Genomic DNA, 25,822 nt, shown 5'->3' with positions numbered 1-25,822 from the left:
CGGCCGGAGCGATGCTCCGGCCGGTCTCGTCGTCTCCGCCCGGTGCTGCAGCGTGCAGCGCCGATCCCGTCCCTCGCGGTCCGGATCAGCCCGCCGGACTCGGAGAGGGAGAGGGGGTCGAGGACTCCGCCTCGAGCGTCGAGGTGACGAAGGAGACGAACGCCGCCGCGTCGTCCGGCTTCCCCGTGTACTGCTCGCCGTTCACCAGCACGGTGGGCGTCGACTCGAGCTTCGGCAGCGAGGAGTTCGCGAGGGGGAGCGAGGTGGCCCGCTCGGTCGCGGCCTTCACCCAGGGCCGGAACTCGCCCGCGGTCATGCAGGCGAGGACGTCGTCGTCGGTGACGCCCGCTCCGGTCACCAGCGCCCGCAGAGCGTCGTCGTCGAGGCCGGTCGACCCCTCCGCCGGCTGCTGCGCGAAGAGCGCCGCGTTCACGGCGAGGAAGCGGTCCGGATCCTCGTCGGCGACGCACGCCGCGGCGTTCGCGGCCCGGCTGGAGTACTCGGAGCCGGCCGAGGAGGAGTCGAGGATCGCCACCGGGTGGATCTCGAGCGTGATCGCCCCCTTCGTCAGCCACGACTGCAACTGCTCGGCGTTCGCCTTCTCGAACTGCCCGCAGTACGGGCAGAGGTAGTCGACGTAGAGGTCGACGGCGACGACTCCGCCCGCCCGCGTGGCGCTCTCGTCGGTCGGGACGGGGGAGGCTCCCGGAGCGAGTGCCGCGGTCGTCGTCGCCGACACGGCCGAGCCGTCGCCCGCGAGGACGATGCCGTCGCTGAGCATGTTCGCCGGGCCGGCGCTCGCGACCTCCTGCTGCGACCAGACGTTCCAGCAGACCAGGGCCACGACCGCGAGGAGCCCGACGACCGCTCCGCCCTGCCCGAGCAGCCGGTTCCGGCGCCGCCGGCGCCTCTCCGCTTCGCGGCGCTCCCGCGCCTGCGCTCGGGCGAGCTCCTGGCGCTCGCGCTTGGTCAGGCCGCTTCTCGCACTGTTCCCGGACATCGCCGACGACGCTACGGGCGCAGGCTTCGGCGCGCCGTGGAGTGCGCCCGCCGGATCCTGGGACGGAGTGCGGGTCCTCTCAGGGATCAGGCGAAGAGGCCGGAGCCGAGGAAGTCGGTCTCGTCGCGGGCACCGGGCGGCACCGCGAACACGGCCGAGCCGACGTGCTTCACGTACTCGTTCAGCGCGTCCGTCGCGAGGTTCCGCTGCACGGTGACGAACTGCTCCGGGGAGCGCTGGAACGAGAGGAAGAACAGCCCCGCGTTCAGGCGTCCGAGCCCGTCGTTGCCGTCGACGAAGTTGTAGCCGCGGCGCAGGAGCCGCACCCCGTTGTTCACGCTCGGATGCGCGAGGCGCACGTGCGACTCCTGATCGATCAGCGGGGCACCGGTGGCGCCGGCCGCTGCGAAGTCCGGCTCGGTGGACTCCGTGCCGCCCGAGAGCGGCGCTCCGGACCCCTTGCTGCGGCCGATGACCCGCTCCTGCTCGCCCAGCTGGCTGCGGTCCCACGTCTCGATGATCATCCGGATCTTCCGCGCGACCAGGTAGCTGCCGCCGACCATCCACGCGGGGCCGTCGGAAGAGGGGACCCAGACGTGCTCCTGGACGGCGTCGGCCTCCTCGGACTTCACGTTCGCCGTGCCGTCCTTGAAGCCGAAGAGGTTGCGCGGAGTCGCCTGGGCGGTGGACGTCGAGGAGGTTCGGCCGAAGCCGAGCTGAGACCAGCGGAGCGAGGCCCGGCCGAACGCGATCCGGCTCAGGTTGCGGATGGCGTGCACGGCGACCTGCGGATCGTCGGCGCAGGCCTGGATGCACAAGTCGCCGCCGCCGGCCGAGGGGATGAGCGCGTCGCCGCGGAAGCGGGGCAGGGCCTGCAGCTCAGGAGGCCGGCGGTCGGCGAGGCCGAAGCGGTCGGCGCCGGACTCGTCCGTGAAGAGGGTGGGTCCGAAGCCGACCGTGACGGTGAGGGACGCGGCGTCGAGCCCGAGCGCCTCTCCGGTGTCCTCCGGGGGAGCCGTGTCCGGCCCGTTCACCGCGCCGTTCTCGCCGACCTCGAGGCCCTGGGTCATCCGGGAGGCGGCGAGCGTCCAGTCCTTCAGGAGCTCGACGAGGTCCTCGCGCGTGGTGCCCGCGGCGAGGTCGAACGCGGCGAAGTGCAGCCGGTCCTGCGCGGCGGTGGTGATGCCCGCCTGGTTCGCGCCGAAGAACGGCACGGTGCGCGGGGCGGAGGAGGCCGTCGCGCTCGCGGACGATGTGACGGCCACCGTGCCGCCCACTCCGGCGGCCAGCCCGGCCGTCCCCGCCGAGACGAGGCCGAGCAGCCCGCGCCGCGAGAGGCGGCGGGGTTCGTCGGCGGGCTGCTCGGACTCCGTCGGCCGGGCTCCCTCGTGCTGCTCGGCGTCCACTACGCGGTCGGCTCCTCGACGCCCAGCACCGTGTGGGTCAGCTGCGAGAGCGGCTCGGAGAGAGCGTTGACCGCGTCCGAGAGCTCCTTCTTCTGCTCCGCGGTGACGGTGGAGTACGCGGCGAAGCCGGAGTCGATCGAGCCGTACTGCGCGAGCAGGGCGTCGAGCTCGGAGAACCGCTGCGTGATCCGTGCGGTGAGGTCGGCGCCCTCGTCGCCGCTGGCGGTCGCGATCGGCTCGACGTTGCCGAACGCCACCTCCGCGCCCTGGACGTTCGCGGCGAAATCGGTGAGGTCGGTGCTCGACCACCAGTCCTCCTCGCCCGTGATCTTGCCGGCCGCGACCTCGTCGAGCAGGCCGATGGCGCCGTTGGAGATGTCGCCCACCGAGACGGTGAAGCCGGGCGCGTTCACGAGGTCGGCCAGGCTCTGCACGTCGTCGACGAGGCCCTGGCCGAACTGCGCGCGCTGCTCGGGGGTGGAGGGCGCCCAGTCGAGGAGCGCGCTCGTGCCGTCGGAGTTGAGCGCACCCTCCGCGGGGGCCCACAGGTCCTTCTCGATGCGGTGGAAGCCGGTCCAGTCCAGGCCCTCGGCGACGGCGTCGACCTCGCGGTAGTCGATGCGCGGGTCGAGGTCGCCGAACGCCTCCGCGGTCGGCTCGATCCGCTCGTAGAAGACGCGGGTCGACGCGAAGAGGCCGCGCGCCTTCTCGTCGTCGCCGGCCTCGTAGGCCTGGGCGAACTCGGCCACCGCGGGGAGCAGCTCGCCCACCTGCGACTTCACGTACGCCACGTAGTTGGTGACCGCCGCCTCCGTCGCCGCCTTCTCGTCCGCCGACTGCGCGGTGGCCTCACCGGTCACGGTGAACTCGCTCAGCCCGACCGGGGCGCCGACCTGCTGGAACTTGCAGGCGGTGTAGTAGGTGCCCGGCTCGAGCTGAGCGACGTAGGAGACGCTCTGGCCCGGGGTCACGTTCTCCTTCTCGCCCACGATCCGCAGCTTGTCCTCGGCCAGGATCTCGAACTCGTTGACGTCCGAGCCGCCGTTGGTCAGTGAGAACGTCACCGCTCCCGCCTCGGCGGTCGCCGTCGACACCTCGCAGGCGTCGTCCCTGATCGCGACGTCGAGCGCGGCGGAGGAGGAGGACGCGGGAGTGTTCGGCACGCAGCCCGTGAGGATCAGCGCCAGGGCGCCGGCGCCGGCGAGGCCGAGGGTGACGCGGGGGAGGGTGGGACGAGCGCGCGAGGACATGCTTCTCCTGGATCGGGGCGAGTGCGCCGGCGGTGCCGGAGCGGGTCAGACGGAGGTGGGAGCGGGAGCGGCGACCGGGGCCGCGCTGCCCCGTCGCGGACCGCGCAGGCGGACCTGGCGGACGAACAGGGCGCCGACGACGACGAGGTAGAGCAGCCAGGCGGCGAACTGCAGAGCGGTCGGCTCGGGCGTGTAGTTGAAGAGGCCGCCGACCACGGCGGTCACGGGCGGCGGGAGGATCGGGCCGAGCGAGAACAGCGGGGTGCCCCAGCCGGGCAGGAGCGACGCCTCCTGCAGGTCGCCGACACCGTAGGAGAGGACGCCGGCCGCGACGAGGATGAGGAAGCCGCCCGTCCAGGTGAAGAAGCGCCCGAGGTCGATCCGGACGAAGCCCCGGAAGATCAGGTACGCGATGACGACCGAGCTGAGGATGCCCAGCATCGCGCCGACCGTGCCGACCCACGCGCTGGATCCCGACCCCGCAGTGCTCGAGGACACGCTCGCCCAGACGAAGAGCGCCGTCTCGATGCCCTCGCGGCCGACGCTGATGAAGCCGAGGACCACGATGCCGAGGGCCGACCCCGCGACGGCGCCGTCGAGCCGGGACTCGAGGTCGCCCTTCATGCTGCGGGCGTTCGCGCCCATCCAGAAGATCATCCAGGTGACCAGGCCGACCGCGAGGATCGAGAGGCCGCCGCCGATGAGCTCCTGAGCCTGGAACGACAGGGTCGAGGGGCCCCAAGTGAGGATCGCACCGGTGACGAGCGAGATCGCGATCGCGGCGGCGATGCCGGTCCAGAGCCGCGGCAGCACGTCGCGCCGGCCGAGCTTGGTCAGGTAGGCCACGAGGATGCCGACCACGAGGCCAGCTTCGAGGCCTTCGCGGAGGCCGATGAGGTAGTTTGCGAGCACGCGTGTTCTCTTGGTCGATGGTGGACGAGGAGGGGGCGACTCCCGCCCCGAGTCGATCCGGTCGGCGGGGCTCCGTTGTTCGGTAAGCCTTGCCTAACCCGGGTCGACTGTAGTCCGCTGCCCGGTCGCTGTCCAGAAGCGCCCGCAGCGGAGGCCGCGCAGGACGAGAGGCGGAGAGTGGACGCGGGCCGGGACGCAGCAGCGGAGCGGGTGGTTGCGGTGCACGCCCACCCCGACGACGAGACGATCACCATGGGCGGGACCCTGGCGCAGCTGGTGGCGCAGGGCGCCTCCGTCACCGTCGTCACCGCCACGCGGGGCGAGTGCGGCGAGGTCATCCCCGAGGACCTCGCTCCGCTCGAGGGCTCGGCCGAGCTGGCCGCGCATCGGACGACCGAGCTCGTCGTCGCCCTGACGGCCCTCGGCGTCGCCGACCACCGCTTCCTCGGCGAGGCGGGCGCCCGCGCACCCGGCCTCGCTCCGCGCGTCTACCGGGACTCCGGCATGCAGTGGGGACCCGGCCGCGTCCCGGTGCCGCTCGAGCCGGTGCATCCCGCGTCCTTCACCGCCGCGTCCGAGGACGAGGAGGTGGCCGATCTCGTCGCTGTCCTGCGGCAGGTCGACGCGGGCGTCGTGCTGTCGTACGACGCGGGCGGCGGCTACGGCCACCCGGACCACGTCCGCACCGCCCGGGTCGCCGAGCGCGCCGCCGAGCGCCTGGGCCTGCGCTTCCTCGCCGTCCTCCCCGACGCGGCCCCGCCCCTCCCCGGGGACGTCGTGATCGAGCTGTCCGCCGAGGACCACGCCCGCAAGCGCGCGGCCCTCGAGGCGCACGCGACGCAGCTGGTGGTCGAGGGCGACGAGGCCCGGCTCTCGAGCGGTCCGCCGTTCCCCATCGGCCGCATCGAGCGCTTCCGCCCGGTCGCGCAGGCGGGCCGTCCGGCGCCGCTGCCGGAGGAGCGTCCGACGCTCGGATCGCGTGTGCTGTCGGGCGTCGCCGGAGTCCTGGTCGGCGCGGTGGTCGGGGCGATCACGACCGTCGCCCATCAGAGCACCGTGTCGGTCGGCGGTGTCGTCCTCCCGGTCGGCCTCGCCGCCTCCCTCGCCGGCGTGCTGCTGCTCCTGCTCGGGCTGCGCCTCGTGCTCATCGACCGGTTCGTCGCGTTCTGCACCGCGATGGGCCTGCTCGGGATGATCGGGCTGCTCGCCCTGCGCAGCACCGGCGGATCCGTCCTCGTCCCGGCGAACGGCCTCGGCGTGGCCTGGACCTTCCTCCCCGCCCTCATCGCCCTCGTCGTGATCGCGTGGCCGCGGCTGCGGGCGGCCGCTCCCGCCGCCGCCCCGCGGCCCGCGGACGCCGACGCCCCGTCGGCCCCCGTACGATAGAGACACTGTTCGAAGGGACCTGGAGCACCGTGACCTACGTGATCGCACTTCCGTGCGTCGATGTCAAAGACCGCGCCTGCATCGACGAGTGCCCGGTCGACTGCATCTACGAAGGCGAGCGCTCGCTCTACATCCACCCGGACGAGTGCGTGGACTGCGGTGCCTGCGAGCCGGTCTGCCCCGTCGAGGCGATCTACTACGAGGACGACCTCCCCGAGGAGTGGTCCGACTACTACAAGGCCAACGTCGAGTTCTTCGACGAGATCGGCTCCCCGGGCGGAGCCGCCAAGGTCGGCGCGATCGCGAAGGACCACCCGGTCATCGCGGCGCTGCCTCCGCAGAGCCACTGAGGCCGCTCCCGTGGCCCTCGGCGCGCTGCCCGACTACCCCTGGGACCTGATGGCGCCCTTCGCCCGCACGGCGGCGGAGCACCCCGGCGGGATCGTCGACCTGTCGATCGGCTCGCCGGTGGACCCGACGCCCGCCCCGATCCGCGACGCGCTCGCCCGCGCGACGGACTCGCACGCGTACCCCACTATCGTGGGCACCCCCGCTCTGCGCGAGGCGATCGCCGCCTGGTACGCGCGGCGGCGCGGAGTCGAGGGCCTCGGGATCGACGAGGTCCTGCCGACGATCGGCTCCAAGGAGCTCGTCGCCTGGCTACCCTTCCTCCTCGGACTCGGGGAGGGGGACGTGGTCGTGCATCCGCGCGCCGCCTACCCGACGTACGCGATGGGCGCGGCGATCGCCGGCGCCGAGGCGCTCGCCTCCGACGACCCCGCCGAGTGGCCCGCGACGACACGCCTGGTCTGGCTCAACTCTCCCGGCAACCCCGACGGCGCCGTGCTCGACGTGCCCGCCCTGCAGCGCGCCGTCGCGCGTGCCCGTGAGCTGGGCGCCGTGATCGCGGGGGACGAGTGCTACGCCGAGCTCGGCTGGGACGGCCGCTGGGCCGACGAGCCGATCCCGAGCGTCCTCGACCCGCGCGTGGTGGGGGAGGACCGCACCGGGGTCCTCGGCGTCTATTCGCTGAGCAAGCAGTCGAACCTCGCCGGCTACCGCGCCGCCTTCGTCGCCGGGGACGCGGCCCTGATCGCGCGCCTGGTGACCGTCCGCAAGCACGCGGGCATGATCGTGCCCGGTCCGCTGCAGGAGGCGATGATCGTCGCCCTCGCCGACGACGAGCACGTCGCCGCGCAGAAGGAACGCTACCGCTCCCGCCGCGACCGCCTCCGGCCCGCCCTCGAGTCCGCGGGCTTCCGGATCGACCGCAGCGAGGCCGGCCTCTACCTGTGGGCGACCGAGGGCCGCCCGGCCTGGGAGTCCATCGACCGGCTCGCCCGCCTCGGCGTCCTCGCGGGCCCCGGCGTCTTCTACGGGGAGGGCTTCCCCGAGCACGTGCGCCTCTCGCTGACGGCCTCCGACGAGCGGATCGACGCGGCCGTCGAGCGCCTGTCCGGCGGCCTCTGAGGCGCTCGACCCGGCCGATCCTGGCGGGTTCCGACAAGGCCCCGGCCCCAGCGCTGGGCGATGTCACAGTGCCCCCGCTTTGCCCATAGGCTGTATGTGGTTCGGTCGACGGCGCCTCGCGAGGCCCCGGCTGCACCACGATCCAGACCCGGCGCCGCCCGCTCCGCGCGAGCGCTTCCGGGGTGCGACCGCGACGACCTGGGAGGCGTTGTGACCGAATCCGGCACGCAGAGCGACGGAACCGCGACGGTGGGCTCCACGGAGCCCGCGACCGGGAGCGCCACGACGCCGCCTCCCGCGCCGGCGGAGCAGGAGCTCCCCGAGAAGGTCACGCTCACCTTCGGCGACCGCACCGCGGACTTCCCGGTCCTGCGCAGCGTCGACGGCTCCTCGAGCATCGACTTCTCGACCCTGTCGAAGCAGACCGGCTTCATGTCGCTCGACTACGGCTTCGTGAACACGGCGGCGACCAAGTCGCAGATCACCTACATCGACGGCGACCAGGGGATCCTCCGCTACCGCGGCTACCCGATCGAGGAGGTGGCCACCAACGCGACCTACCTCGAGGTGGCCTGGCTCCTCATCTACGGCGAGCTGCCGACGGCCGACGAGCTCGCGGGCTTCGACGAGCGCATCCGCCGCCACACGCTCCTCCACGAGGACCTCAAGCGCTTCTTCGACGCGCTCCCGCACAGCGCGCACCCCATGTCGGTGCTCTCGGCCGGGGTCTCGGCCCTGTCGACGTACTACGAGGACAGCTCCAACCCTAAGGATCCGGAGGCGGTGGAGCTCACCACGATCCGCCTCCTGGCGAAGCTGCCCGTGATGGCGGCGTACGCCCACAAGAAGGCGATCGGCCAGGCGTTCCTCTACCCGGACAACTCGCTGAGCTTCGTCGACAACTTCCTCCGCCTCAACTTCGGAACGATGGCCGAGCAGTACCAGGTCGACCCGGTGCTCTCGAAGGCGCTCGACCGCCTCCTGATCCTCCACGAGGACCACGAGCAGAACGCGTCGACGTCGACCGTCCGCCTCGTCGGCTCCACCGAGGCGAACCTCTACGCCTCCGTCTCGGCAGGAATCAACGCCCTGTTCGGCCCTCTGCACGGCGGAGCGAACGAGGCGGTGCTCACCATGCTCGGCCGGATCCGCGAGTCGGGCGAGAGCGTGTCGACGTTCGTCGAGCGGGTGAAGAACAAGGAGGAGGGCGTGCGCCTGATGGGCTTCGGCCACCGGGTGTACAAGAACTACGACCCGCGCGCGAAGCTGGTCAAGGAGAGCGCCTCCGAGGTCCTGCAGGCCCTCGGCGTGAAGGACCCGCTGCTCGACATCGCGATGGAGCTCGAGGCCCTCGCGCTCGAGGACGACTACTTCAAGGAGCGGCGCCTCTACCCGAACGTCGACTTCTACACGGGCGTCATCTACAAGGCGATGGGCTTCCCGACCCGGATGTTCACCGTGCTCTTCGCGATCGGCCGCCTGCCCGGCTGGATCGCCCACTGGCGTGAGATGAACACCGACAAGCAGACCAAGATCGGCCGCCCGCAGCAGCTCTACATGGGCTCGCCCGAGCGCCACTGGCCGAACGACCGCTGACCGGTCCCCGAGAGCCCGTCCCCGCCGGGGGCGGGCTCTCGCCGTGCGGCGCATCCGCCTCTCGTCGGCCGTCCGAGGCTCGAACCGCTTCTTCGAGGCGGGACGCAGAGCGGCGTGGTCGCCGCGGACTCGATCAGCACGGTTCGTCCCGGGGTGCCGCCTGCTGGGCCCGGCGGCGCCGGACGCCCGTCCTCAGGCGTGCAGGGCGGCGTTCAGCTCGATGCCGGCGCCGGTGCGGGGGAGGACCTCGACGGCCCCGGTGAGGGAGTTGCGGCGGAAGAGCAGGTTCGGCACGCCCGAGAGCTGCACGGCCTTCACGGTCTGCGGGGCGCCGTCGGCGCGCGGCGCTCCGCCGACCACGACGACCTTGGTGCCGGCGGTCACGTAGAGGCCGGCCTCGACGACGGTGTCGTCGCCGAGGGAGATGCCGATGCCCGAGTTCGCACCCAGCAGGGCCCGCGCGCCGATCGAGACGCGCTGCACTCCTCCGCCCGAGAGGGTGCCCATGATGGAGGCGCCGCCGCCGATGTCCGAGCCGTCGCCGACCACGACGCCCTGCGAGATGCGCCCCTCGACCATCGAGCTGCCGAGGGTCCCGGCGTTGAAGTTGACGAAGCCCTCGTGCATCACCGTCGTGCCGGGTGCCAGATGCGCCCCGAGGCGGACGCGCGAGGTGTCCGCGATGCGCACCTTCGCCGGGGTGACGTAGTCGGTCAGACGCGGGAACTTGTCGATGCCGGTGGCCTGGATGCCGTGGCGCCGGAGCGAGGGGCGCAGGCGGGTGAACGACTTCGGCGAGACCGGACCGGCGTTCGTCCACACCACGTTCGGCAGGTGGGCGAAGACGCCGTCGAGGTTCACCTCGTTCGGGCGGACCAGGAGGTGCGAGAGCAGGTGCAGCCGCAGGTAGGCGTCGGACGTGGAGGCGGGCGGCGCCTGCACGTCGATCTGCAGCGTGACCACGTCGATGCGGACCTCGCGGCGCGGATCCTCGCCGGCCTGCTCCTCGAACTCCGCCGGCACGATCCAGGGGTCGCGGCCGGCCGGGATGGTGCCGAGGCGGGGCTCCGGGAACCAGGTGTCGAGGACGGTGCCGTCGGCGGCCACGGTGGCGAGCCCGTAGCCCCAGGCGGAGGCGGGCGCGGAGGAGTCTGCGGAGTGCTCGAGGGTCATGCCGATCAGGGTAGCGCGGAGCGTCCGGCCGCTACCCTGGGGCGCATGGCCGATCCGACCACCGCCCCTCCGCTCGATCTGCGCACCGATCCGGTCGCCCTGACGCGGATCCTCTGCGACATCCCGTCCGTCTCGGGCGACGAGCTCGAGATCGCGGACGCGGTGCAGTGGGCGCTCGAGCAGTACGACCACCTCGAGGTCATCCGCGACGGCCACACGGTCGTGGCGCGGACGAACCTCGGCCTCGCCCAGCGCGTCGTGATCGCCGGGCACCTCGACACGGTGCCGGTCAACGGCAACCTGCCCGTCGTCGCCGAGACGATCGACGGCGTCGAGCACCTCATCGGCCGCGGGACCGTCGACATGAAGGCCGGAGTGGCGGTGCAGCTCGTCCTCGCCGCCGAGCTCTCCGATCCGGCCGTCGACATCACCTGGATGTGGTACGACAACGAGGAGGTCGCAGCGGACCTCAACGGCCTCGGCCGTCTCTCCCGGCACCGCCCCGACCTCTTCTCCGCCGACTTCGCCGTGCTCGGCGAGCCGACCAGCGGAGCAGTGGAGGGCGGCTGCAACGGGACGCTCCGGGTCGACGTGGTCACCCGCGGCGTCCGCGCCCACTCCGCCCGCAGCTGGGTCGGCGAGAACGCGATCCACGCGGCGGCGCCGATCCTCGACCGCCTCGCCGCCTACGTGCCGCGCGAGGTCGAGGTCGAGGGCCTCGTGTACCGCGAGGGCGTCAACGCCGTGCGCGTCACCGGCGGGGTCGCGGGCAACGTGATCCCGGACCTCTGCACTGTGCAGGTCAACTACCGCTTCGCCCCCGACCGGTCCGGGGAGGAGGCGCTCGCCCACCTCGAGGAGCTCTTCGAGGGGTTCGAGGTGACGGTGGACGATCTGGCCGAGGGCGCCCGCCCGGGGCTGGACGCACCTCTGGCCCAGGCCTTCCTCTCGGCCGTCGGAGCCGAGGCGAAGCCCAAGTACGGCTGGACCGACGTCGCGCGGTTCTCCGCCATGGGCATCCCGGCTGTCAACTACGGACCGGGCGACCCGCTCCGGGCCCACGCCGACGACGAGCGCGTGGCGGTGCACGAGATCACCGAGTGCACCGAGGGCCTCCGCCGCTGGCTGACCGCGTCCTCGTGAGCGCGAGCGCCACGGCCGTCCCCGTCCGCCTCCGCCTGCGCCTCGTCCCGTGGTGGGCGCGGGTCCTCCTGGTGTACATCGCGACCCGCGTGGTCACGACGGTGATCCTGCTGCAGTTCGCCGCGCACCAGCTCGCGAACCCGTGGACCGGACCCTCCCCGTCCTACTCGGCCTTCGCGTCGATGTGGGACGGCCGGTGGTACGAGATCATCGCGGCCACCGGGTACCCCGGCTTCCTGCCGATCACGCAGGACGGCCACGTGGGGGAGAACGCCTGGGCCTTCATGCCGCTCTACCCGGGCGTCGTGAAGGCGCTGATGGCGCTCACCGGCCTCACCTGGGCTCCGGCCGCCGTGACCGTCTCCGTCCTGTGCGGAGCCGGAGCCTGCCTCGTCCTGTACCGCCTCTTCCGGCACTCCCTCGGCGAGTCGCAGGCGCTGACGGCGGTGCTGGTGTTCTGCGTGGCGCCGACCTCGCCGCTGATGCAGCTCGCCTACGCGGAGTCGATGGCGATGCTGCTGACCGCGGTCACGCTCCTCCTCCTGGTGCGGCGGCGCTGGCTCGCGGTCGTGCCCGTCGTGCTGCTGCTGGGCCTGACGCGGCCGAGCGGGCTCGCCTTCGCCGCCGCGCTCGGCCTGTACGTCGTCTACCGGTTCGTCCGGCGCCGCACGGAGCCGTTCCCGCGGTCGGAGTGGCTGCCGGCCGTGGGCCTGACGGCGTGGGGGCTCGTGGTCGGCTTCCTCTGGCCCGCCGTGGCGTGGGCCGTCACCGGGTCGATTACCGCGTACACCGACACCGAGCTGGCGTGGCGTGCGGTCTACATCGGCTACCAGGAGCTGCTCCCGCTGACTCCGTGGTTCCAGGGCGGCGCCTGGTGGGGCTCGTGGTGGTTCGGTGCTCCGGCCGTCGGCGTCGTGCTGGTGGTGCTCCTGCTGGCGGCGTTCGTCGGGATCCTCGCCGCACCGTGGACACGGCGGCTCGATCTCTTCAGCCGGGCCTGGGTCGCCGGGTACGGCGTCTACCTGCTGGCGTTCTTCTTCCCGCAGTCGAGCACCTTCCGGCTGCTGGGCCCGATGTTCCCGCTCGTCGGAGCGCTGGCGGTGCCGCGCTCGCCGGTCTTCCGCGTCGCGCTGGTCCTGCTCGGGATCGGCGGCCAGATCGTCTGGATCTCGATCTGCTGGGCCGTCGCCGGATCGGACTGGACCCCGCCGTGATCGTGCCGAGCGCCCGCCCGGCGCGGTGCTCCTCCGGGGACTCCCGACTCCCGCACGGGTATGCTCGTCGGAATGTCTCCCCTCACGCCAGCCGGTGAGCCGCGACACGCGTCGCCCCTCCTCCGGCCGACCCGCCGGCGAGCCGCGGCGACACCCGCCCGCTCCCCGCTGACGACCCCCTCCGCGACGAACCGCGGGCCGCTCGCGTGAGCGCCACCGCGATCGCGCCGGAGACGGAGGACGCCTCTCCGTCCCGCTCCCGCTGGGGTCTGCTCCGGAGGATCCCGTGGTGGATCCAGGTGCTCCTGGTCTTCGCCGTGTCCCGCGTCGTCACGACCGTGATCATGCTCCGTGTCGGCGCCGTGCGTCAGGGCGTCGAGTGGACGGGACTCCGCGACACCTACGTCCGGTTCGCGACGACGTGGGACGGCGGCTGGTACGAGCGGATCGGGATGACGGGGTACCCGTCGGTCCTGCCGCTCTCGCCGTCCGGAGCCGTGGAGCAGAACCCCTGGGCGTTCATGCCCGTCTACCCGTTCACCGTCCGCGGCCTGATGAACATCACCGGGCTCGACTGGGCGAACGCGGCGGTGCTCGTCGCCCTGGTCTGCAGTGCAGCGGCGTGCCTGGTGATCTACCGGCTGTTCCGCGTCTCGCTCAGCGAGGGCCAGGCGCTGATGGGGATCGTCTTCTTCTGCGTCGCTCCGACGTCCCCGATCCTGCAGATCGGCTACGCGGAGTCCGGCGGCATCCTCCTGACGGCCGTGCTGCTCCTCCTGCTGGTGCGCCGCAAGTGGATCTGGACGTTCCCCGTCGTGCTGGTCGTGGGGCTCCTGCGCCCGAGCGGCCTCGCGATCGCGGCGATGATGGGCCTCTACTTCCTCTACCGCGTCTGGCGGCACGTGCGCGGCACCGAGCCGTTCGCCCGCCGGGAGTTCGCCTTCACGGTCTCCCTCACGGTCTGGTCCCTCGCGGTGGGGTTCGCCTGGCTGCTCATCGCCTGGGCGGTCACCGGCTCCTTCACCGCGTACACCGACACCGAGCTCGCCTGGCGCAGCGTCTTCATCGGCGAGGGCGAGCTCATCCCCTTCACCTCCTGGTTCGCCGGCGGGGGCTGGTGGGGAGGCCTCTGGTTCGGCTCGCCGATCACGGGCATGGGCATCACCGTCGTGGTGGTGCTCGGATTCCTGGCGATCCTGTTCTCGCGGGCCACGCGCAGCCTCGACGTCTTCTCGCGGCTCTGGGTCGGCGGCTACGCGATCTACCTCTTCGCGTTCTTCTACCCGCAGTCGAGCACGTTCCGCATCCTGATGCCGATGTTCCCGCTGGCCGGGGCGCTCGCGGTGCCGCGGTCGACCCTCCTGAGGGTGTTCGTGGTGGCCGCATCGATCGTCGGGCAGATCGTCTGGGTGCTGCTGTGCTGGGTGTTCACCCCGGGCGACTGGTCCCCGCCGTGATCGGCTGACGCTCGACTTCCGGGCGCGGTTCGGAACACCCCCGCGGATGCACGATAATAGGGGGATACGTCACGAAAGGGGAACTCTATGGCGGCCATGAAGCCGAGGACCGGAGACGGACCGATGGAGGCTGTTAAGGAGGGCCGACTCATCGTCGTGCGCGTTCCGCTCGAAGGAGGCGGACGCCTCGTCGTCTCGGTCAACGATGCAGAGGCGAAAGAGCTGCACGACGCGCTCGCGTCGGTGGTGTCTCCCGCCTGATCCGCACCGTCGTGAACGCCCGTCGCACACCGTGCGGCGGGCGTTCCGTCTGTCCCCGGTCGACCGCGCTCGTCAGGCGCGGCGCTTGTTGGCCTGCAGCAGGCCGTCGCCGATCGGCGAGAGCACGCTGACCACGGCGGGGGAGGCGCAGACCTCGGCCACCAGCGTGCGGAACGCCGTCGCGATCTCATCGCGCTGCGCGGGGTTGGCCACGCGTCCGCGCCAGAGCGCGTGGGGGACGAGGACCGTCCCGCCCGGACGGACGAGCCGCAGCGCGTGCTCGACGTTCTCGATGACCTGCAGCGGATCGCCGTCGACGAAGACGATGTCGTAGGAGTTCTCGTTCATCCGGGGCAGCACCTCGAGGGCGCGGCCCGGGATGAGCCGCAGCCGGTTGGGCGAGATGCCCGCCTCGTGGAACTGGGCGCGCGCGTGCTGCTGGTGCACCGCCTCGGAGTCGATCGAGGTGAGCATCGCCTCGGGGGCGCCGTCGAGCAGCCACAGGCCGCTCACTCCGGTGCCGGTGCCGATCTCGATGATCGAGGTCGCGCGCGCCGCGGCGGCGACCAGCGCGGCCTGCGCGCCGATCGAGGGGGAGACGGCGTCGATGCCCAGCTCGACCGAGAGCCGGCGGGCCGAGGCGATGGCCTCCGACTCGACGACCGCGTCCTCGGCGTACTTCCAGTTGGCATCCTTGTCGGACACGGGGGAGCTCCTCTGATCGGTGCACCGGGCGGATCGCGCCCGGGCATCGTCAGGGTACGGTGGCGCGCGGGCTCCGCGAGGGAGGCGCGGCGGGTTAGTGTTGTCCTCGTGTTCGGTCTGACGTTCGACAAGCTCCTCATCATCGGGGTCATCGCCGTCTTCGTGCTGGGTCCCGACCGCCTCCCGCACTACGCCGCCCAGCTCGGGCAGCTCGTGCGCAAGGTGCGCGGATTCGCCACGCAGGCCCGGGAGCGCGTCAAGGACGAGATGGGCGACGAGTTCAACGACGTCGACTGGAAGAAGCTCGACCCGCGCCAGTACGATCCCCGCCGCATCATCCGCGACGCCCTGCTCGAGGACGATCCGGCCCCCACCGTGAAGCCGCCCACCGCTGTCGCTGCTCCGGTCGTGCCGGGCGGCACCGGCTCCGCGCAGGACAGCTACTACACGACGATGCAGCGCTCCGTCTCGTCCGGCACGCTCTCGAGCGTCGCGCCGCCGCCGATCGACTCCGAGGCCACCTGAGCCCTGCTCCGCGAGGAGCGCCGGGCGGGCGTCCCGACCGACGCCGTCCGCACCAAGCCGCGCGGAGGCGTCAGCCGACGGCGAGCGGAAGCCGACGGCCGGTCAGTCCCCGCGGCCGCGCGGCGAGCGTCGCCGCCAGGGCGTCGATCGCCCGGGCGGCAGGATCCTCCGGATCGCCGACGACGACGGGCACGCCCTCATCGCCCCCCGCCCGCAGCGCGACGGAGATCGGCAGCGACGCGAGCAGCGGCACCTCGTCGCCCGTCGCAGTGAGCCGACGCGCGACCTCGGCCCCGCCTCCGCTGCCGAAGAGCTCCAGCACCGAGCCGTCGGGCTGGGGAAGCCCCGACATGTTCTCGACCACTCCGACGATGCGCTGACCCGACTGGCGGGCGAGCGCGCCGCTGCGCTCGGCCACGTCGGCGGCCGCCGGCTGCGGGGTGGTGACGATGAGGACCTCCGCATGCGGGAGCAGCTGCCCGATGGAGATCGCCACATCCCCCGTGCCGGGAGGCAGGTCGAGCAGGAGCACGTCGAGGTCGCCGAAGTACACGTCGGTGAGGAACTGGGAGATGGTGCGGTGCAGCATGGGTCCGCGCCAGGAGACGGCCGCCCCCCGGGTGTCGCCCTCGAGGAACATCCCGATCGAGATGACCTTCACGCCGTGCGCCACCGGCGGCAGCATCAGCTCGCCGACGCGGGTGGGCCCCGCGACGCGCCCGTCGTGCATCAGGCCGAGCAGGCCGGGGATGGAGAAGCCGTGCACGTCGGCGTCCACGAGGCCGACCGCGAGCCCCCGCTGAGCGAGGGCGACCGCGAGGTTGGCCGTGACGGTCGACTTGCCGACACCGCCCTTGCCGCTGGTGACCGCGTACACGCGGGTGAGCGAGTCCGGGCCGAAGGGCAAGCTCCGGCGGCCGCCCTGGAGGCGTTCGGTGAGGGCGGTGCGCTGCGCCGGCGTCATGACTCCGACCACGACGTCGACCGCCGTGACTCCGGGAGCCGAGGCCGCGGCCTCGCGTACGTCGCGCTCGATCCCGGAGGCGGCCGGGCAGCCGACGATGGTCAGCCGGATCGCGACGCGGACCGCTCCGTCGACGGCCGCCTCGACCGACTCGAGCATGTCGAGCTCGGTGATGGGCTTCCGGATCTCCGGATCGACGACCCGGGCCAGCGCCGTCCTGACGGCGGTCTCGATGGCGGCGACGTCAGGCATCGCGCCGCTCGGGCTCCTGCGCCCGATCCTTCTCGAGCTCCTCGAGCAGGCCGCGCAGCTCCGAGCGGATGAAGTCCTTGCTCGCCATGTCGCGGATCGCCAGGCGCAGGGCCACGACCTCGCGCGCGAGGTACTCGGTGTCCGCGAGGTTGCGCTCGGCCCGCTGCCGGTCCTGCTCGATCTGCACGCGGTCGCGGTCGTCCTGTCGGTTCTGCGCGAGCAGCAGGAGCGGCGCGGCGTAGGAGGCCTGCAGCGAGAGGATCAGCGTCAGCACCGTGAAGCCGAGGGCCTGAGAGTCGAAGCGCGCGTCCGCGGGCCCGTAGGTGTTGAACATCAGCCAGAAGACGCAGAAGATCGTCATCCCGACCAGGAACCACGGCGTGCCCATGCCGCGGGCGAACGACTCGGTCAGGCGGCCGAAGCGGTCGCTGCTCGGGCGATTCCGCCGCGAGAGGACGCGGGTGCGCAAGCCCTTGGGAGCGTCCAGGCGCCGGTCCTGCTTGGTGTCCCTAGCCACGCGCGCCCCTCCGTCCCCGTCGTGTCCTGCCTGTCGCCGCGGGTGCCGGCGGCACGAGCGGGACGCCCTGCGTCGCCGTCGTCACCGGCTTCCTCGGTTCGTCGTCGTCGCCGTGGCTGCGCCAGTCGTCGGGGAGGAGGTAGTCGAGGACGTCGTCGATGGTCACGACGCCGACGAGGCGGTGGGACGCGTCGACGACGGGCACCGAGACGAGGTTGTAGCTGGCCAGGATCCGGGCGACCTCGGCCGCCGAGGTCTCGGGCGTGATCGGGTCCATGCTCTGGTCGAGCAGGGTGCCGAGGCGCTCGTGCGGCGGGTAGCGGAGCATCCGCTGGAAGTGCACCATGCCGAGGAAGCGGCCGGTCGGCGGCTCGTAGGGCGGCAGCGTGACGCAGACGGCGGCGCCGAGGGCCGGGGCGAGCTCGTGGCGGCGGATGAGAGCGAGGCCCTCGGCGACGGTCGCCTCGGAGGAGACGATGATCGGCTCCGTGGTCATCAGACCGCCGGCGGACTCCGGAGCGTAGGTGAGGAGCATGCGGACGTCGTCCGCCTCCTCGGGCTCCATCAGCTCCAGGAGCGCCTCGCCGCGCTCCTCCGAGAGCTGGGCGATCAGGTCGGCCGCGTCGTCCGGCTGCATCTGGTCGAGGACGTCGGCGGCGCGATCGTCGTCGAGCCGGCCGAGGATCTCGACCTGCTCGCTCTCGGGCATCTCCTCGAGCACGTCCGCGAGGCGGTCGTCCGAGAGCTCGCCGGCGACCTCGAGCATCCGCTGCTGCGGCAGGTCGAGGAGCGTGCTGGCGAGGTCGGCGGGCTTGAGCTCGGAGAGGCTGGCGACGTACTGCTCGGCGGACTGCGCCTCGGTCGAGACGCTCTCGCGGACCTCGCGCCAGCCGGCGAAGGCGGTCGCGCCCTTGGCGAAGGGGGAGGGGCTGGTCTTGGGCCGGCGGACGAAGAGCTGCGCGAGCTCCCACTCGCCGGGAGCGGCCTCCTCGATCGCGACGTCCTCGACGACCGCGTCACCGGAGCCGTCCACGAAGCTCACCCGGCGGCCGAGGAGCTCGGCGATGACGCGGACCTCTCCGCCCCGCTGCTCGAAGCGGCGCACGTTGATGAGCCCGGTGGTGATGATCTGGCCGCTGCCGATGCTGGTGACCCGGCCGATCGACACGAAGACCCGACGGCGCCCGGGGATCTCGACCACCAGGCCGACCACTCGCGGGGCGTCGTTCTGCCGGTAGACCAGGAGCACGTCGCGGACCTTGCCGACGCGATCGCCGGCCGGGTCGAAGACACTGCATCCGGCCAAGCGCGCGACGAAGACTCTGGCGGAACTCACGGCTACAAACCTAGTCCCGTGCAGCCGGGCGGACGCCGAGCGTTCCCGGCTCGCCCTCGGCCGGTTCTCCGAATCCGTTCAGAGACCTTCAAGTGGCCTGTGCGATTCTGTCCGGGTGACTCAGCAGACGCCGTTCAGCGGCCGAGGGCCGGCCTTCCCCACGATCCCGCGCGGGGAGATCCTCGCCACGTTCGACACGTACCAGGAGGCGCAGGCCGCCGTCGACGTGCTCGCCCGCGCCGACTTCCCGGTGCGCCAGCTCGCCATCATCGGCAATGAGCTCAAGAGCGTCGAGCGGGTGACCGGCAAGCTCACCTGGGGCCGCGTCGCTCTCGCCGGAGCGGCCTCCGGCGCCTGGCTCGGCGTCTTCCTGGGCCTCCTGCTCATCATCTTCTCGCCGACGACGGAGCTCTCCTTCCTCATCGCGGCGGTCCTCCTCGGCGCCGGCTTCGGGATGCTCTTCGGGCTCGCCTCCTACGCCGTGAACCGCCGCCGTCGCGACTTCACCTCGACCATGCAGGTGATCGCGACCAGCTACTCCGTGCTCGTGGACCCCGAGGTGGTCAACCGCGCGCGCAACCTGCTCGACGGCGGCACCTCCCCGGCGGAGGCGCCGCAGACGGCCTGGGCTCCGCCGCCCGCCGCGGTCGGCGACCCGCAGCCGCAGCCCGTCCGCCCCGAGGACGACCCGCGCTGACGATCCTCCGCGAAGGCCCCCGGTCTGCCGGGGGCCTTCGTCGTTCCCGGGGCGGGGCGGCTCAGGCGGAGCCGACGGGCGGGAGGACGATGTCGACCGCGAGACCCCGGGGGGAGCGGTTGACCAGGGCGACCGTCCCGCCGGCCGAGAGCACGGTGGTGTGCACCAGGGCCAGTCCGAGACCGCTGCCGCCGGAGGCGAGGGTCCGGGAGTTGTCCGGGCGGGAGAAGCGGTCGAAGGCGACCGGGATGAAGGCGTCGGGCATCCCCGGTCCGTCGTCCGAGACGCTGAGCATCAGGCGCCCGTCCGACTGCGAGAGGGAGGCGACGATCATGCCGCCGCCGTTCATCGCCTGGATCGCGTTCCTCACGAGGTTGTCGATCACCCGGCCGAAGTCCTGGGACGCGACCGCGTAGAGCCGGGCCGGCTCGCGCTCGTCGATCTCGTAGTCGATCTCCACCCCCGACTCCGAGGCGAGCAGGCGGGTGCGGTCGACGGCGCCCACCAGCTCGTCGACGAGCTCGGCGAAGGGAGCGGTCGGGCGGACGGTGCGGCTCTCGATGCGCGAGATATCGAGCAGGGCGGACGCGAGGCGCACGAGCCGGTCGACGCTCTTCTGCGCGTCGAGGATGACCCGGTCGACCGCGACCGGATCGTCGACGCGGTGGTGGGCGATCTCGAGCTGCGCGGAGAGCGCGGCGAGGGGAGTGCGGAGCTCGTGGCTCGCATCCGACACCATCTGCTTCTCCCGGGCCAGCGATGCGGTCTGCTTGGTCAGGAACGCGTTCAGCGTCACCGCGAGCTCGTCGATCTCGTCGCGCGTGCCGACGACCGGGAGCTGGTCGCCCTGCCCGGGCTCGGCGGCGATGTGATCCGCGCGCGCCCGCATCCGGCGCACCGGGGCGAGGGCGGCGCCCGTCAGGATCCACGAGGCGAGCCCGAACGTGACGACGAGGAAGATCGCGGCGTAGACGAGCACGTGGGCGAAGTCGTCGAGGACGAGCTGCGACGCGGCCTGATCGCGGGCGGAGGCGACCTGCCAGACGCCGCGATCGCTCTCGATGGCCGTGAAGCGGACCAGGTAGCTGCCGTTCGCCGTCGTCACGTCGGCGTACCGGGGCGAGGTGTCGGCCGGCTCCTCCGCCAGAGCGCTGAGCACCTCGCCGCTCAGGCGCGAGGGCATGGTCGAGGTGCTGACGCTCCCGTCGGGCGCGAGGGCGAGGAACAGCTGACCCGTCGACGAGCCCTGCGTGCGCGGGACGTTGCCCGCCGAGATGTCGCGGCGGACCTCGTCCTCGATCGACATCAGGATCGTCCGCTCACTGCGGTCGACGATGCCGGTGACCACCTGGTAGAAGAGCAGCGCCGCGAGCGCGAAGAGGGCGGTCGCCACAGCGACCGTTCCCACGGTGATCCTCGCGCGGATCGAGAGCGCGCCGACCCGGCGGCGTGCCGTGCTCATCCGCGACACGGGCTACTCGACCGGGCGGAGGAAGTAGCCCTTGCCGCGGACGGTCACGATGCTGACGCCCGTGTCCTCGGTCGGGAGCTTCTTGCGCAGGTAGCTGACGTACTGGTCGACGATGTTGTTGTCGACGATCTCGCCGCCGCCCCAGATCTCGGAGAGGATCCGCTGGCGGGTCACGACGGAGCCGACGGGAGTGATGAGGAGCTTGAGGAGCTCGAGCTCCTTCGGGCTGACGTGGATGCGCGAGCCGTCGGCGGTGCGCCGGATGCTCGACCCGTCCACGGTGATGCGTCCGACGTCGATCGAGGTGGACATCAGCGACGGGCTGCGGCGCAGGAGGGCCCGGAGGCGCGCGTTGAGCTCGGTGAACGCGAACGGCTTGGTCAGGTAGTCGTCCGCTCCGGCGTCGAGGCCGAAGACGCGGTCCTCGATCGCGTCCCGCGCGGTCAGCAGCATGATCGGCGTGGGCCGGCCGAGCTCGCGGATCCGGCGGCAGATCTCGAAGCCCGACATCGCCGGGAGCATGACGTCCACGATGGCGGCCGAGAACTCGGCGTTGCTGAACGCGACGAGCGCGTCGATGCCGTTCGTGGTGAGCACGGCCTCGTAGCCGGCGTCTTCGAGGCCGCCGACGAGGGCCTCACCCATGGCTGGATCGTCTTCGACGACAAGGATCTTCACGCGCTCACCCTACGGCCCGGCCCTCAGGAGGACGCACTGCGCGGGCCGTGTGTCGATCGGATGCGGGATCGACCCATCCGATCGGCGCTGGGCGACGAATGAGGAGTGACAGACCGCTCGGGGGCGTGGCGGGAGAGGCGCGATCAGTGGCGCAATTCTACTCTTCTCCCCCCGTCGGCCCGATGATACTGTTCGCGAAGTTCACCTCTACCGTCACCCGAAGGCGGCACAAACATGCTCAATATTCTTTCCATCTGGGCGCGTCTCGCGCTGTCGGTCCTCCTGTGGATCGTCCTTCTCCCCGTCATGCTCGTCCTGCTGCCGTTCCGCACGGGCAGGAGCGCCTCGCTCCCCGCCCTGCGACCGGCGCCGGTTCCCGCACAGACGGCGGCGATCGACACCCGGAGCACCAGCGGCGCGTACTAGGCCCACTTCCCGGTCGTTCCGGGCCCGACGCCGCGCTCCCATGAGCTCCGGCGTCGTCCGCCCACCGATCCCCGACACCCGAACAGCCGTGCCTCTCTCCGCCAGGAGGGGGCGCGGCTGCTCGTCGTTCCCCGGGTCGATCCCGACTGACCGACAGATGTCGATTTCAGCTACTCTCGATCGCGAGCCGCGTCAAGCCCTTCGCAGAATCTCAGGGACTGGCAATGCAGTGCTCGCACATGGTTCACCGATCGGAAGGAACACGGATGCTTCGCGCCACGCTCGACATCGCTGGGATCCAGCTCGATTCGACCACGGGAGCCCCCGTGCGCCCCGACACCCCGGTCTCGGTGGTCGCGTCGGCGCCTCAGAGCCTGATCTCGCGGATGCTCGGATGCCGCCGCTGCGAAGCCTGCGGAGCGGCCTCGGCCCGTCGCCGCGACGGCTTCTGCTCGGCCGACTGCGCCGGCACCTTCCACCTCTACGAGTGAGCCCGACCGGCCGAGTGCCGGTGGTGAACGTCCCGAAGGCCCGTGATCGACGATCGCGGGCCTTCGTGCTGTCCGGGGAGGGTCGGAGCGCCGGGTGAGGAGCGCCACGTTCGGACTCGGTCGCCCACCGGGTGACGCCGCTCGGTCCGTGGTGGAGGGGTGCGCCTCGAGGGGCGTCGAGCACCGGAGCTGAGCGCCCGTGTGCGAGGGAGGGGAGCGGAGCGGAGGACCGCGGATGTGCCCCCAGTAGGATTCGAACCTACGCCCCTGCCTCCGGAGGGCAGTGCTCTATCCCCTGAGCTATGGGGGCCAGGAGTGCCTGACCACATTAGCACCCGGGCGGGGCGGGCCCCGACGCCGGGAGCCGTCCTCGCGCATGCCACGATGGAGCCATGCTGCGCACTGTCTCCGCCTCGCTGGATCTGCGTCTGAACGGCCCGACCGACCTGATCTTCCTGGTGGCGGCGACGCCCACGGGCGACTCGTTCGAGGACTCCTTCACCGTCCGGCTCGACGGGCAGGACGTGCCGGTGCGGGAGTTCCCGGCGCGGCACGGCGCCCGCGTGCACCGCGTCGCGGGGAACGAGGGCGACCTGCGGGTCGAGTACCGGGCGCGGGTCGCCGGCCACGGCGCTCCGGACGAGCCGAGCGAGCTCGAGCTCGTCGAGTACCTGCGGCCGAGCCGGTACGCCGAGGCGGACGTGCTCGGAGGGATCGCCCGGCGCGAGTTCGGGCGGGCCCGGGGCTTCGAGGCGCTGACGGCCGTCGAGGAATGGGTGCACGGCCACCTGTCGTACGTCTACGGCTCGACGGTCGGCACCGGGGGAGCGGCGCAGGTCATCGAGAGCGGCCAGGGCGTGTGCCGGGACTTCGCGCACACGGTCGCCGGGCTCCTCCGTGCTCTCGACATCCCCGCTCGGGTGACGGCGGTCTACGCGCCGGGCCTCGAGCCGCGGGACTTCCACGCGGTCACGGAGGCCTGGGTCGGCGGCGCCTGGCACGTCGTGGACGCGACCCGGCTGGCTCCGCGCGGGTCGATGCTGCGCATCTCGTCCGGCCGGGACACGGCCGACACCGCGTTCCTCAGCAGCTACCTGACGGACCTGCGCCTGACCGGGATGAGCGTGGAGGCCGACTGCGACGCGGCGCTCGTCGACGACCACGTCTCGCCGGTGCGCCTGGGCTGACGCCGGGGCTCAGTCGGCGAGGACGCCGATCGCCGACCGCACGAGCGGCTCGGGGTCCCCCGGCTCGACGAAGGAGGCGCTGGACGCCTCGATCCAGTACTCGCCGACGAAGGCGTCCGCGACGCCCCGCCCCTCGGTCACCTGGTAGTAGCCCTCGATCTCCGGCGGCTTGCCGTAGGTGGGGACGGCCTTGCTGGTGGTGAAGAACTCGTTCTTGAGCGCCTCGATCACCGCGGGGTCGAGGTGGGCCACGGCCAGCTGCAGCTCGGCGCCCGAATCGTCGGACCATCCGCAGACCAGGCCGTCGTACTGGGCGATCTCCTCGGAGACGGCGGTGGTCCCGATGCCGTCGTCCGGGGAGAATCCGCCCCACAGGCCCGCGAGCGCCGAGGCCGGGACCAGCTGCTCGCAGGCGAGGGGGATCGGCGTGCCGCTGACGGCGCCGCTCGCGCTCGGCTCCGGGTCGGCCGCGGGGGAGCAGCCGGAGAGGGCCGCCGCGGCGAGGGCGACGAGGAGGAGGGCGGCGGGACGGCGCATGCGTCGCACCCTAGCAACGCCGCCCTGCCGAGCGGCCCCGCGGTGCAGGAGGGACGGGGGGCGCGGGCGCGGCGGCCGGTAGAATCGCTCCCCGTGACTCCCGAACAGCTCGCCGCCTCCCTGCACGCCCTCGTCCTCGACGCCGTGCAGCGACGGGGGAGCGATGCGGGCGTCGAGCTCTCGGACGTCGTGCTGGAGCGCCCGAAGAACCGCGACCACGGCGACTGGGCCTCGAACATCGCGATGAAGCTCGCGAAGCGGGTCGGCGCGAACCCGCGCGAGCTCGCCGCCGAGCTGGCCGAGGGGCTGGGCGCGGTCGAGGGCGTCGCCACGGTCGAGGTCGCCGGTCCCGGCTTCCTCAACGTCCGGCTCGAGGCCGCGGCCGCGGGTGCCCTGGCCGGCGCGATCGTCGAGGCGGGCGAGGCCTACGGCACCGGGTCCGCCTACGCCGGCGTCCGGATGAACCTCGAGTTCGTCTCCGCCAACCCCACCGGCCCCATCCACATCGGCGGGACGCGCTGGGCGGCGGTCGGCGACAGCCTGGCCCGGATGCTCCTCTCGCAGGGCGCCGAGGTGACCCGCGAGTACTACTTCAACGACCACGGCGCGCAGATCGACCGCTTCACGCGGAGCCTCCTCGCCGCCCACCGCGGCGAGCCGACCCCGGAGGACGGCTACGGCGGCGCCTACATCGGCGACATCGCCGAGCGCGTCGCGGCCGCCTACCCGGGCGACCTCGCCGTCCTGCCCGAGGAGGAGCTCGCCGAGACCTTCCGCTCGATCGGCGTCGAGCTGATGTTCGGCGAGATCAAGCAGAGCCTGCACGAGTTCGGCGTCGACTTCGACGTGTACTTCCACGAGAACTCCCTGCACGAGTCGCGTGCCGTCGACCGCGCGATCGAGCGCCTCCGCGAGCTCGGGCACATCTTCGAGGCGGACGGCGCCACCTGGCTGCGGACCACCTCGTTCGGCGACGACCGCGACCGCGTCATCATCAAGAGCGACGGGGAGGCGGCCTACATCGCGGGCGACCTCGCCTACTACCTCGACAAGCGCGAGCGCGGCTTCGATCGGGCGATCATCATGCTCGGCGCCGACCACCACGGCTACATCGGCCGGATGATGGCGATGTGCGCGGCGTTCGGCGACACCCCGGGCGTGAACCTCGAGATCCTGATCGGCCAGCTGGTCAACCTGCTCCGCGACGGGGAGGCGGTCCGGATGTCCAAGCGGGCGGGGACCGTCGTCACGATGGAGGACCTCACGGAGGCCGTCGGCGTGGACGCCGCGCGCTACTCGCTGGTGCGCTCCTCGGCCGACTCGACCCTCGACATCGACCTCGACCTGCTGACCAAGCGGAGCAACGACAACCCCGTCTACTACGTGCAGTACGCCCACGCGCGCACCCGCCAGGTCGCGGCGAAGGCCGCGGCGTCGGGCGTCCCCGTCGAGCCGTTCGCGCCCGAGACGCTGGTGCATCCGACCGAGTCGGCGCTGCTCGGCGGCCTGCAGGAGTTCCCGCGCATCGTGGCGCACGCCGCGGAGCTGCGCGAGCCGCACCGCGTCGCGCGGTACCTCGAGGAGGTCGCCGGCCTCTACCACCGCTGGTACGACAACTGCCGGGTCGTGCCGCAGGGCGAGGACCCGGTCGAGGCCGTGCACTCGACCCGGCTGCGCCTGAACGAGGCGACCGGGCAGGTGCTCCGCAACGGGCTCTCCCTGCTGGGCGTCACGGCCCCGGACCGGATGTGAGCGCGTCGGGGGCGGC

General features: G+C 72.3%; 26 protein-coding genes and 1 tRNA gene. 14 read left to right on the top strand and 13 right to left on the bottom strand.

Annotated features, from left to right (window positions below):
• Positions 1-85 precede the first annotated feature (85 nt).
• The 4 genes from C5C63_RS00855 to efeU form a co-directional block, all read right to left on the bottom strand.
• Entirely contained in the window at positions 86-1,000 is a 915-nt protein-coding gene (locus tag C5C63_RS00855; RefSeq protein WP_104323903.1) for a thioredoxin domain-containing protein, read from the bottom strand.
• Positions 1,001-1,086: 86 nt separating this feature from the next.
• Positions 1,087-2,406: an iron uptake transporter deferrochelatase/peroxidase subunit gene (efeB, locus tag C5C63_RS00850; RefSeq protein ID WP_104325335.1), complete on the bottom strand. Its 1,320-nt coding sequence runs from the start codon at positions 2,404-2,406 to the stop codon at positions 1,087-1,089.
• Positions 2,406-3,656 carry an iron uptake system protein EfeO gene (gene efeO / locus C5C63_RS00845; RefSeq protein WP_104325334.1) on the bottom strand — a complete coding sequence of 417 codons (1,251 nt, stop codon included), beginning with the start codon at positions 3,654-3,656 and terminating at the stop codon, positions 2,406-2,408. Before efeO ends, efeB begins: the two co-directional genes overlap by 1 nt.
• 45 nt (positions 3,657-3,701) lie before the next feature.
• Positions 3,702-4,568, bottom strand: a complete 867-nt coding sequence (gene efeU, locus C5C63_RS00840; RefSeq protein WP_104225548.1) for an iron uptake transporter permease EfeU — start codon at positions 4,566-4,568, stop codon at positions 3,702-3,704.
• 210 nt (positions 4,569-4,778) lie between these two features.
• Between efeU and C5C63_RS00835 the strand changes: the two genes are divergently transcribed.
• From C5C63_RS00835 to C5C63_RS00820, 4 genes are all read left to right on the top strand, one after another.
• Positions 4,779-5,954 (top strand): PIG-L family deacetylase, encoded by a 1,176-nt coding sequence (locus C5C63_RS00835; RefSeq protein ID WP_146086336.1) that lies wholly within the window; start codon positions 4,779-4,781, stop codon positions 5,952-5,954.
• Positions 5,955-5,983: 29 nt separating this feature from the next.
• Complete coding sequence (gene fdxA, locus C5C63_RS00830; RefSeq protein ID WP_104325332.1) at positions 5,984-6,304, top strand: ferredoxin; 321 nt, start codon at positions 5,984-5,986, stop codon at positions 6,302-6,304.
• Between the two features lie 10 nt (positions 6,305-6,314).
• Positions 6,315-7,424 (top strand): succinyldiaminopimelate transaminase, encoded by a 1,110-nt coding sequence (dapC, locus tag C5C63_RS00825; RefSeq protein WP_104325331.1) that lies wholly within the window; start codon positions 6,315-6,317, stop codon positions 7,422-7,424.
• Positions 7,425-7,634: 210 nt separating this feature from the next.
• Positions 7,635-9,020, top strand: a complete 1,386-nt coding sequence (locus tag C5C63_RS00820; RefSeq protein WP_258062828.1) for a citrate synthase — start codon at positions 7,635-7,637, stop codon at positions 9,018-9,020.
• Positions 9,021-9,212: 192 nt separating this feature from the next.
• Here C5C63_RS00820 and dapD read toward each other — a convergent pair whose 3' ends face one another.
• A complete protein-coding gene (gene dapD / locus C5C63_RS00815; RefSeq protein ID WP_104325330.1) occupies positions 9,213-10,193 on the bottom strand; it encodes a 2,3,4,5-tetrahydropyridine-2,6-dicarboxylate N-succinyltransferase in 981 nt (326 codons plus the stop codon).
• 45 nt (positions 10,194-10,238) lie between these two features.
• Between dapD and dapE the strand changes: the two genes are divergently transcribed.
• The 4 genes from dapE to C5C63_RS00795 all read left to right on the top strand — a co-directional run bounded on the left by dapE (position 10,239) and on the right by C5C63_RS00795 (position 14,268).
• Complete coding sequence (gene dapE / locus C5C63_RS00810; RefSeq protein WP_104232737.1) at positions 10,239-11,336, top strand: succinyl-diaminopimelate desuccinylase; 1,098 nt, start codon at positions 10,239-10,241, stop codon at positions 11,334-11,336.
• A complete protein-coding gene (locus tag C5C63_RS00805; protein WP_258065359.1) occupies positions 11,333-12,550 on the top strand; it encodes a hypothetical protein in 1,218 nt (405 codons plus the stop codon). The genes dapE and C5C63_RS00805 overlap by 4 nt, the downstream gene beginning before the upstream one ends.
• 206 nt (positions 12,551-12,756) lie before the next feature.
• On the top strand, positions 12,757-14,007 hold the full coding sequence (locus C5C63_RS00800; protein WP_104325329.1) for a hypothetical protein: 1,251 nt from the start codon (positions 12,757-12,759) through the stop codon (positions 14,005-14,007).
• Positions 14,008-14,094: 87 nt separating this feature from the next.
• Positions 14,095-14,268 carry a DUF3117 domain-containing protein gene (locus C5C63_RS00795; RefSeq protein ID WP_068208299.1) on the top strand — a complete coding sequence of 58 codons (174 nt, stop codon included), beginning with the start codon at positions 14,095-14,097 and terminating at the stop codon, positions 14,266-14,268.
• A gap of 72 nt (positions 14,269-14,340) precedes the next feature.
• Here C5C63_RS00795 and C5C63_RS00790 read toward each other — a convergent pair whose 3' ends face one another.
• Positions 14,341-14,973 carry an O-methyltransferase gene (locus tag C5C63_RS00790; RefSeq protein ID WP_104222989.1) on the bottom strand — a complete coding sequence of 211 codons (633 nt, stop codon included), beginning with the start codon at positions 14,971-14,973 and terminating at the stop codon, positions 14,341-14,343.
• Between the two features lie 108 nt (positions 14,974-15,081).
• Between C5C63_RS00790 and C5C63_RS00785 the strand changes: the two genes are divergently transcribed.
• Positions 15,082-15,498: a twin-arginine translocase TatA/TatE family subunit gene (locus C5C63_RS00785; RefSeq protein ID WP_146076468.1), complete on the top strand. Its 417-nt coding sequence runs from the start codon at positions 15,082-15,084 to the stop codon at positions 15,496-15,498.
• 70 nt (positions 15,499-15,568) lie between these two features.
• On the opposite strand, the gene C5C63_RS00780 is transcribed toward C5C63_RS00785, so the two are convergent.
• From C5C63_RS00780 to C5C63_RS00770, 3 genes are read right to left on the bottom strand one after another with little or no spacing between them, the layout of a single operon-like run.
• Positions 15,569-16,714: an Mrp/NBP35 family ATP-binding protein gene (locus C5C63_RS00780; RefSeq protein ID WP_104325328.1), complete on the bottom strand. Its 1,146-nt coding sequence runs from the start codon at positions 16,712-16,714 to the stop codon at positions 15,569-15,571.
• The gene (locus C5C63_RS00775; protein ID WP_104222991.1) at positions 16,707-17,231 is read right to left on the bottom strand and encodes a DUF1003 domain-containing protein; all 525 of its coding nucleotides are present in this window, start codon (positions 17,229-17,231) and stop codon (positions 16,707-16,709) included. The genes C5C63_RS00780 and C5C63_RS00775 overlap by 8 nt, the downstream gene beginning before the upstream one ends.
• Positions 17,224-18,567, bottom strand: a complete 1,344-nt coding sequence (locus C5C63_RS00770) for a magnesium transporter MgtE N-terminal domain-containing protein (protein ID WP_104225554.1) — start codon at positions 18,565-18,567, stop codon at positions 17,224-17,226. The genes C5C63_RS00775 and C5C63_RS00770 overlap by 8 nt, the downstream gene beginning before the upstream one ends.
• Before the next feature lie 115 nt (positions 18,568-18,682).
• Here C5C63_RS00770 and C5C63_RS00765 point away from each other — a divergent pair, with 115 nt between their 5' ends.
• Complete coding sequence (locus C5C63_RS00765) at positions 18,683-19,264, top strand: general stress protein (RefSeq protein WP_258059272.1); 582 nt, start codon at positions 18,683-18,685, stop codon at positions 19,262-19,264.
• Positions 19,265-19,325: 61 nt separating this feature from the next.
• Here the strand turns inward: C5C63_RS00765 and C5C63_RS00760 are convergent, their stop codons facing one another.
• Positions 19,326-20,726, bottom strand: coding sequence for a cell wall metabolism sensor histidine kinase WalK (locus C5C63_RS00760; RefSeq protein WP_146086335.1), 1,401 nt, complete (start codon positions 20,724-20,726; stop codon positions 19,326-19,328).
• 12 nt (positions 20,727-20,738) lie between these two features.
• Complete coding sequence (locus C5C63_RS00755) at positions 20,739-21,413, bottom strand: response regulator transcription factor (RefSeq protein ID WP_258059273.1); 675 nt, start codon at positions 21,411-21,413, stop codon at positions 20,739-20,741.
• Between the two features lie 234 nt (positions 21,414-21,647).
• Here C5C63_RS00755 and C5C63_RS00750 point away from each other — a divergent pair, with 234 nt between their 5' ends.
• The gene (locus tag C5C63_RS00750) at positions 21,648-21,839 is read left to right on the top strand and encodes a hypothetical protein (RefSeq protein ID WP_104325326.1); all 192 of its coding nucleotides are present in this window, start codon (positions 21,648-21,650) and stop codon (positions 21,837-21,839) included.
• Positions 21,840-22,105: 266 nt separating this feature from the next.
• Entirely contained in the window at positions 22,106-22,330 is a 225-nt protein-coding gene (locus C5C63_RS00745) for a hypothetical protein (protein ID WP_104232731.1), read from the top strand.
• A gap of 238 nt (positions 22,331-22,568) precedes the next feature.
• Here C5C63_RS00745 and C5C63_RS00740 read toward each other — a convergent pair.
• Positions 22,569-22,640, bottom strand: a tRNA-Arg gene (locus C5C63_RS00740).
• An 82-nt stretch (positions 22,641-22,722) separates the two neighbouring features.
• Here C5C63_RS00740 and C5C63_RS00735 point away from each other — a divergent pair.
• On the top strand, positions 22,723-23,517 hold the full coding sequence (locus C5C63_RS00735) for a transglutaminase family protein (RefSeq protein ID WP_104232730.1): 795 nt from the start codon (positions 22,723-22,725) through the stop codon (positions 23,515-23,517).
• A gap of 9 nt (positions 23,518-23,526) precedes the next feature.
• On the opposite strand, the gene C5C63_RS00730 is transcribed toward C5C63_RS00735, so the two are convergent.
• Positions 23,527-24,054, bottom strand: coding sequence for a hypothetical protein (locus tag C5C63_RS00730; RefSeq protein WP_104257075.1), 528 nt, complete (start codon positions 24,052-24,054; stop codon positions 23,527-23,529).
• A gap of 93 nt (positions 24,055-24,147) precedes the next feature.
• On the opposite strand from C5C63_RS00730, the gene argS reads away from it, so the two are divergent.
• Positions 24,148-25,806: an arginine--tRNA ligase gene (argS, locus tag C5C63_RS00725; protein ID WP_104222999.1), complete on the top strand. Its 1,659-nt coding sequence runs from the start codon at positions 24,148-24,150 to the stop codon at positions 25,804-25,806.
• Positions 25,807-25,822: the final 16 nt, after the last annotated feature.

The organism is Rathayibacter sp. AY1B8, from assembly GCF_002932775.1.
Classification (GTDB): Bacteria; Actinomycetota; Actinomycetes; order Actinomycetales; family Microbacteriaceae; genus Rathayibacter.
The sequence above is the reverse complement of the archived record's forward strand: the minus strand, read 5'-3'. Positions and strand labels throughout refer to the sequence as shown.